The organism is Pseudomonas sp. P5_A2_2, from assembly GCF_054177685.1.
On record NZ_JBGCUL010000164.1, the window covers coordinates 1 to 7,386 of the forward strand.

Consider the following 7,386-nt stretch of genomic DNA (forward strand, 5'->3'; position numbering starts at 1 on the left):
CCCGGGGACGGGTGCGGGTCCAGGCCGAATCGTCGAACGCCTGGCGGGCGGCAAGCACCGCGCGGTCGACGTCCGCAGGCGTTGCCCGTGGCACCACGCACAGCACTTCGCCGGTGGCCGGGTTGTGCAGGGGCATGGTCTGGCCGTCGGCGGCCTCGACCCAGTCACCGCCGATCAGCATGCGCGGGGCGCGTTGGATGAACGCCGAAGTGGCGGGAAGCACGTTTGGGAGCGACATTGGCGAGGCCTCTTGTTGTTCGTGAGAACCGGGCTTTCGCAATGGCTGTGCCAGTTGTGCTTTTTCGGCCCGAAGGCCCGATCCAGTGGGGTGACAGATATTTTTCGGGTCACCGTGGGATCGATAAACRTCGCAAATTGCGACGACGTGAGACGTCCCGAACAAAATGCACATCCGGAACGTAATGCTTTTTGTAGGAGCGAGCCTGCTCGCGATGAACTAAAGAGCACTGCGTTTAGCCGGCAAGCACGCGTAATCGTTAACGACCATCGCGAGCAGGCTCGCTCCTACAGAAAGCTATGCTTGTCTCAGGCTGAAACAGTTGTCGCGAAATTAAACGTGGAACGCAGACGATACGATTGGCAAAACACCGACCTTTATCGGCAAATCATTGATTCATATAAATATTCATAAGCTGGCACGCTCTGTGTATTGCACATCTCAGACGTTTCTCTTGCCTCCGTCAGCGGATCAACGCCGGCGGCAGAAACCATAAAAACGATAAGCCACAACAATAAGAACGCACCGTGCGAGGTTCGACGTTGATGAAGAGAAAACTCCGATCAGGCATGAGCGCCAGCCTGCTGGCCGTAGCCGCTTGCGTAGCGCTGCATTCGCCTCACAGCCTGGCAGCCCGCGATGCCCAGACCATCCTCAGGGAAACCTGTCAGGGCTGTCACACCCCCGAAGCCGATAACGCCCTGAGCCGCATCAGCCACCAGCGCAAGACGCCGGAAGGCTGGCTGATGAGCATCGCCCGCATGCAGACCATGCACGGTTTGCAGATCAGCGATGACGACCGTCGCACGCTGGTCAAGTACCTGGCCGACACCCAGGGCCTGGCGCCGAGCGAAACCGACGGCGTGCGTTATGCGCTGGAGCGCCGGCTCAATACCGTCGAGCACTTCGACGACCAGACCAGCCAGATGTGCGGCCGCTGCCACTCCGGTGCGCGGGTCGCTCTGCAACGGCGTCCGGCGCAGGAGTGGGAACGCCTGGTGAACTTCCACCTCGGTCAGTGGCCGTCCCTGGAGTACCAGGCGCTGGCCCGGGACCGCGACTGGTTCGACATCGCCCGCAAGGACATGGTACCGCTGCTGGCCAAGCGTTTTCCGCTGGACAACCCGGCCTGGAAAAAATGGCAGAGCGCGGCGCCCAAAGCCGAGGCCCTGGTGGGCGACTGGAGCTTCAGCGGCCACTTGCCGGGCAAGGGTGAGCTGGCCGGTGTCATGAGCGTAACCGCCGATGGTAGTGACACTTTCAAGGTCAGCGTCAAAGGCCAGTACGCCGACGGTAGCCCGTTCAATGGCGACGGCAGTGCGATTCTCTACACCGGCTACGAATGGCGCGGCAACGTGACCATCGATGGCGTGACCATGCGCCAGGTGTTCGCCGCTCAAGGCAATGCGATGCAGGGCCGGATGTTCGAGGCCGAGCATGACGAGCGTGGCCTGGACTTCGTCGCCGCCAAGCAAGGCTCCAACCGTTTGCTGGCGGTGCAGCCGGGTTATCTGAAGGCTGGCAGCGAAACCGAAGTGACCCTGATCGGCAGTGGCCTGAGCGGCAAGCCGGACTTCGGCAAAGGTGTGGAAGTGGTTGAAGTCGTCTCGCAGAGTCCGGAGCAGATCAAAGTCAGACTCAAGGCCGCCGCCAATGCCCAACCGGGTGCGCGCGCGGTCAGCGTCGGCGCGCTGAAAGGCCCGAGCCTGTCGGTGTACAGCAAGATTGCCGAAGTCAAAGTGGTGCCGGAATTCTCGGTAGCGCGGATCGGCGAGGGCGGTGGTTCGACGCCGAAGGTCCAGGGCCGTTTCGACGCGGAAGCCTGGGGCAAGGGCGCTGATGGCAAGCCATATCGCATCGGTGTGTTCCCGGCGCAGTGGAAAGTCGAAGCCTTCGACGACCGGGCCAAGGAGGACGAAGACGTCAAGTTCGCCGGCACCATGCAGGCCGATGCAGGCGTATTCACCCCGGGCGATGCCGGACCGAACCCGGCACGCAAGATGTCCACCAACAATGCCGGCAACCTCAAGGTGATCGCCGCCGTCGACGACGYAGGGAAACCCCTGACCGGCGAAGGCCACATGATCGTGACTGTGCAACGCTGGAACAATCCACCCATTCCATGAGTTGGCTGCCCTTGGCTTAACACAGCTTCAAGGCTACAGACACTTTTCGGAATGACCGCAAGCCCCGCCAAGCGGGGCCTGCACAGGAGGTTGGCAATGGGCGCTATCTTGAATCTGGTCGAACGCAACCTGCACGAAGTGCAGGTCGATGCCGACCGCATGCTGTTTCACATCCCCAGCAGTTCGCTGTTCGCCAGCGATGAACTGACGGGCACCATCATCGATACCCTGCGCGGCCCCGGCTGCTCCTCGGACGACCTGATCCAGAGCCTGGCGGCGCGTTTCAACGGCGAGGAAATCACCGAAACCCTGCGCGAGCTGATGGCCCTGGAACTGGTCAGCGACGGTTCGCCGCTGACCCCGGACATCGCCACCAAACGGGTCGAGCGCACGGCAATCAATACCGTGGTGCTCAACGTCAACACCGGCTGCAACCTGAGCTGCACCTATTGCTACAAGGAAGACCTCGACAAGCCGTCGGCGGGCAAGAAGATGGACGTCGAAACGGCGATCGCCTCGGTGGAAATGCTGCTGCGCGAATCTCCGGACGAAGAGCGTTTCACCGTGGTGTTCTTCGGCGGCGAACCGCTGAGCAACCGCAAACTGATCGAGTACATGGTCGATTACTGTGAGAAGCGTTTTCGCGAGGCCGGCAAGTTCGTCGAGTTCGTGATGACCACCAACGCCACGCTGCTCACCGAAGAAACCGTGGACTACCTCAATGCCCACCGTTTCGGCTTGTCAGTGAGTATCGACGGGCCGAAAACCGTGCACGACCGCAACCGCATCACCGTGGGCGGGCAGGGCACCTACGACGTGGTGCGGCGCAAGGCCGAGATGCTGCTGTCGCGCTACAACAGTCGTCCGGTGGGCGCGCGGGTGACCCTGACCACCGGTGTGACCGACGTCGAAACCATCTGGGATCACCTGTTCAACGAGCTGGGTTTTGCCGAAGTCGGCTTCGCCCCGGTGACCTCCGGCGACATCAGCAGCTTCAACCTCACCAGCGACGAGCTGATCGAAGTCTTCGCCAGCATGAAACGCCTCGGTCGGCGTTACCTGGAAGCGGCGCTGGAGCATCGCAACATCGGCTTCTCCAACCTGCACCAGTTGATCACCGACATCCACGAAGGCCATAAAAAAGCCCTGCCATGCGGCGCGGGCCTGAAGATGCTGGCCGTGGATCACAAGGGCGAACTGAACCTGTGCCACCGCTTTACCGGTTCGAGCCTGCCGACCTTCGGTAACGTCCACAGCGGTGTGAAACAGGTGGAGTTGAACGACTTCCTGTCCCAGCGCCTGGATCGCACCAACACCGGTTGCGAGGACTGCCAGATCCGCAACCTGTGCTCCGGCGGCTGCTACCACGAGAGCTACGCCCGCTACGGCGACCCGACGCACCCGACCTATCACTACTGCGAACTGATGCGTGACTGGGTCGACTTCGGCATCGAGGTTTACACCCGGATCATGGCCAATAACCCTGCGTTCATCAGCAGTTACATCACTCCGCGCAAGGCTCACTGATATGAAACATCTCAAGGCAATCAATAACAAAGCGTTGAAGCTGGATCAGGCCGCGGATGAAAACCGCATTGAGGAAGTGGTGGCCATGAGTTCTGTGGCGGGCTGTGCCTCGACCACCGACCCGGGCTGGGAAATCGATGCATTCGGCGGTGTGTCTTCGCTGTGCCAGCCGATGGAGGCCGACCTCTACGGTTGCTCCGACCCCTGCTGGTGGCCGGCCCAGGTGCCCGACATGATGAGCACCTACCCGGACTGGAACAAGGATGCCCAGGCGTCCAACGACAACTGGCGCAACCTCGGCACTGTCTTCCCCAAAGACAAGTGATCACAGAAGAAGGATTCCAGCATGCACAACATCAAAGCCTGCGGCCTGGCCGCGTTCGCCGTCCTGAGCAGCTGTTCGGTCAGTGTCCTGGCCGATGAAAACACCGCACTGCAAGACGGTCACGAATACATGTTGACCACCAACTACCCGAACAACCTGCACGTGATCGACCTGGCCACCGACACCCTGTTCAAGACCTGCAAGATGCCCGATGCCTTCGGCCCCGGCACCGTGCAGCTGTCGCCGGACCGCAAGACCGCCTACGTGCTGAACAATCACTATGCGGATGTCTATGGTGTCGAACTGGATAACTGCAAGCAGGTGTTCCACGCCAGCATCACGCAGAAACCGGGGGAGAAGGCCAAGTCTATGTTCGCCTTTACCCTCAGTCACGATGGCAAGGAGCTGTTCACCATCGCCAACCCGACGCTGATGATGAACGACCGCTACGAAGTGCAGCAGCCACGGCTCGACGTGTACAAGACCGATGCCGGCATGGACGCCAAGCCGGTGCGCAGTTTCCCGGCGCCGCGCCAGTTGACCATCATGCAGAGCGGTGACGACGGCACCTTGTATGTGGCCGGGGCGGATGTCTACAAGGTCAATGTGCAAACCGGCAAGTTCGACGTGCTGATCCCCAGTCGTCACTGGAAACGCCCGAACTACAGCGCGCCAGACGTGCTCTACGTGTGGAACCAGCAGACGTACCGGCATGACTTCTCGCTGCTCTACACCGCGGCGAAGTTCAAGGACAAGAAACAGGACCCGGCCACCGCCGAATACCTGTACGGCCTGTTCAGTATCGACCTGAAGACCGGCAAGACCGAAACCACCGACTTCGGGCCTCTGACGGAAATCTACTTCAGCGGCATGCGCTCGCCCAAGGACCCGAACCTGATGTTTGGCGTGCTCAACCGCCTGGCCAAGTACGACATCAAGCAGAAGAAAATGCTCCAGTCCGCCACGCTCGATCACTCCTACTACTGCATTTCCTTCAACAAGGACGGCAGCAAGATTTACCTGGCGGGAACCTTCAACGACGTGGCGATCTTCGATGCCGACAGCCTCAAACAGACGGGCAGCATCAAGTTGCCGGGCGGGGATATGGCGATTACCACGGCGCAGATTTTTGTCCGGTAATTGCGGCGCCTGACCTGACGCTATCGCGAGCAGGCTCGCTCCTACAGGGTTCCCGGTCAGGCACAAAATTTGTGTTCACCGAAAATCCACTGTAGGAGCGAGCCTGCTCGCGAAGAGGCCCTTACATACACCAGAGATTCAAACCCCCGGCACCGGACACCCCAAATCCCCCTCCTGACACTTCAGGTAAGTCTTGAACATCTCCACCCGCGCCTTGGTCAATTCAGTCACGCAATTGCTGTAGATCAGCGGATACACACTCCCGCCTTCCACGCCGGACGCCGAGAACCTGCACTCGGCATCGCGGAACGCAATCCACGACCGCTGCGCACCCACCAACTGTTTCTTGCTGTCCGGGTTGCTCTTGAGGCGCGAAGTGATCTGCTGGTACAGCGCATTCAGTTCCTTGTCGGCGGCCGCATGCTGCTGCGACGCGCACTGGTTCATCGTGGCCTGGTCGGTGGCGTTGTCGCAGTTCACGGCAGCATGGGCCAGAGAGGTGAACAACAAAGGCGTCAGCGCCAGGAGAAAGCGTGCGTGCATGGCAGAACCTCGCTGTGACAGGGGAAGTTTGGGGGGCAGTGTAGCGCTGTGGGACGTTCAGCCATCTACGTCTGCCATTGCGGGTACTTTTTTACCGACTCATATTCAAGCCAGGGCTGCTCATGGGATGTCCAGATATGCACCTGTGGCGTCATTTTCGGGTCATTATCCAGTGTCGCCACCCGAACGATCACATGGGGCTGGGCCAATCGCTCCGCCATCAAGTGTGAACCGCAGGCCGAACAGAAATGCCGAAACTTGCCCGGTGACGATTCGTAGCTCGTCAGCCGATCTTGCCCCTTGATCCAGTGAAAGTGCTCGCGCATCACCCCGGCGGTCGATGCAAAAGCCGCTGCGTGTGCCTTGCGGCAGGTTTGGCAATGACAGTGGCTAATGGGCATGTCCAGGCTATCGAGCTCGTATTCGATGGCTTTGCACAGGCAACTGCCGCGCAGGTTTTTCATGGCGCTATCCTTTTCGATGCTGTTTCGAGGGAGAACGTTAGCAGTTTCGACCCTCTGATTTTGTGATTGCCCCAGAACTATCCGCACAAATGCAATCGAATGTCTCGAGCATGGTTGATTGCACATCCCGATTGGTACAACTTTAGGGTTGATCGTGTGGTCTTACTGACTACTGTTCAAGTACAGGAGGTGACTTATGAACCCAGCATCTGATCGCATCGAAAGGAAAATCCTGCTCAAGGCCAAGCGTTCACAGGTCTGGCGCGTGCTGGCCAATGCCGAAATGTTCGGACAGTGGTTTGGCGTGGCGCTGGAGGGCAAGCGTTTTGTGGCAGGCGAGTGGACCCAGGGGCAGGTTACCTACCCCGGTTATGAGCATTTGCGCTGGAATGTACTGGTGGAGCGAGTCGAGCCGGAACGGCTGTTTTCGTTTCGCTGGCACCCTTATGCCGTGAGACCGGAAGTCGACTACTCCCAGGAGCCCACCACACTGGTGAAATTCGAGCTCGAAGACATGGACAACGGCACCTTGCTCAAGGTCTCCGAGTCCGGTTTCGATCACATTCCCCAGGCCCGTCGCGAAAGGGCTTTCCGCATGGACAGTCGTGGCTGGGAAGAGCAAATGAACAATATCGAGCAGTTTTTGATCGATAATGCCAAAGCCCACGAGCAACAGAGCGGCTGAAGTCGGCTCGGAGCCTGTGGCATCCAAGGGTTTTCGGAAGGGGGTATATAGCGAATGTCTTACACGCGATGGTAGCGATGTCGTCTGTTACAAATTGGATCCGATGCGTATTCTCGCCTCACCCACTGAAGCACAGGATGTGCTCAGGATCATGGATGATCGACCATCTGCAAGGAACGCTACGACAAGGAGTCGTCATGGTCTTGGAAAAACCCGCTTCGGCGGGTTTTTTTTGCGCGCATGAAAAGTCATGGCGGCAGGAACCGGGTTCCCGCCGCCATTTTTTCACTGTCGGTCGAGTTTCGCCGCCGCGCGCTCGGTGATCTGCGCCCGCAGCT

General features: G+C 59.6%; 8 protein-coding genes. 5 read left to right on the plus strand and 3 right to left on the minus strand.

Annotation, left to right across the window (positions count from 1 at the left end):
* Positions 1–238: aldehyde dehydrogenase family protein (locus ACXRVY_RS12495; RefSeq protein WP_458237499.1), on the minus strand; the 238-nt coding region annotated here is incomplete at its 3' end.
* Positions 239–783: 545 nt separating this feature from the next.
* On the opposite strand from ACXRVY_RS12495, the gene peaA reads away from it, so the two are divergent.
* The 4 genes from peaA (at position 784) to peaD (ending at position 5,356) form a co-directional block, all read left to right on the plus strand.
* Positions 784–2,364 (plus strand): quinohemoprotein amine dehydrogenase subunit alpha, encoded by a 1,581-nt coding sequence (gene peaA / locus ACXRVY_RS12500; RefSeq protein WP_458237500.1) that lies wholly within the window; start codon positions 784–786, stop codon positions 2,362–2,364.
* 96 nt (positions 2,365–2,460) lie between these two features.
* Positions 2,461–3,891, plus strand: a complete 1,431-nt coding sequence (peaB, locus tag ACXRVY_RS12505; protein WP_223462409.1) for a quinohemoprotein amine dehydrogenase maturation protein — start codon at positions 2,461–2,463, stop codon at positions 3,889–3,891.
* Between the two features lies 1 nt (position 3,892).
* A complete protein-coding gene (gene qhpC / locus ACXRVY_RS12510) occupies positions 3,893–4,216 on the plus strand; it encodes a quinohemoprotein amine dehydrogenase subunit gamma (protein ID WP_008016081.1) in 324 nt (107 codons plus the stop codon).
* Between the two features lie 21 nt (positions 4,217–4,237).
* Positions 4,238–5,356 (plus strand): quinohemoprotein amine dehydrogenase subunit beta, encoded by a 1,119-nt coding sequence (gene peaD, locus ACXRVY_RS12515; RefSeq protein WP_223462408.1) that lies wholly within the window; start codon positions 4,238–4,240, stop codon positions 5,354–5,356.
* Between the two features lie 138 nt (positions 5,357–5,494).
* Here the strand turns inward: peaD and ACXRVY_RS12520 are convergent, their stop codons facing one another.
* Positions 5,495–5,899: a lysozyme inhibitor LprI family protein gene (locus ACXRVY_RS12520; RefSeq protein WP_223462407.1), complete on the minus strand. Its 405-nt coding sequence runs from the start codon at positions 5,897–5,899 to the stop codon at positions 5,495–5,497.
* A 65-nt stretch (positions 5,900–5,964) separates the two neighbouring features.
* Entirely contained in the window at positions 5,965–6,363 is a 399-nt protein-coding gene (locus ACXRVY_RS12525; RefSeq protein WP_223462406.1) for a GFA family protein, read from the minus strand.
* 196 nt (positions 6,364–6,559) lie between these two features.
* On the opposite strand from ACXRVY_RS12525, the gene ACXRVY_RS12530 reads away from it, so the two are divergent.
* Positions 6,560–7,048, plus strand: coding sequence for an SRPBCC family protein (locus ACXRVY_RS12530; RefSeq protein WP_223462405.1), 489 nt, complete (start codon positions 6,560–6,562; stop codon positions 7,046–7,048).
* Positions 7,049–7,386: the final 338 nt, after the last annotated feature.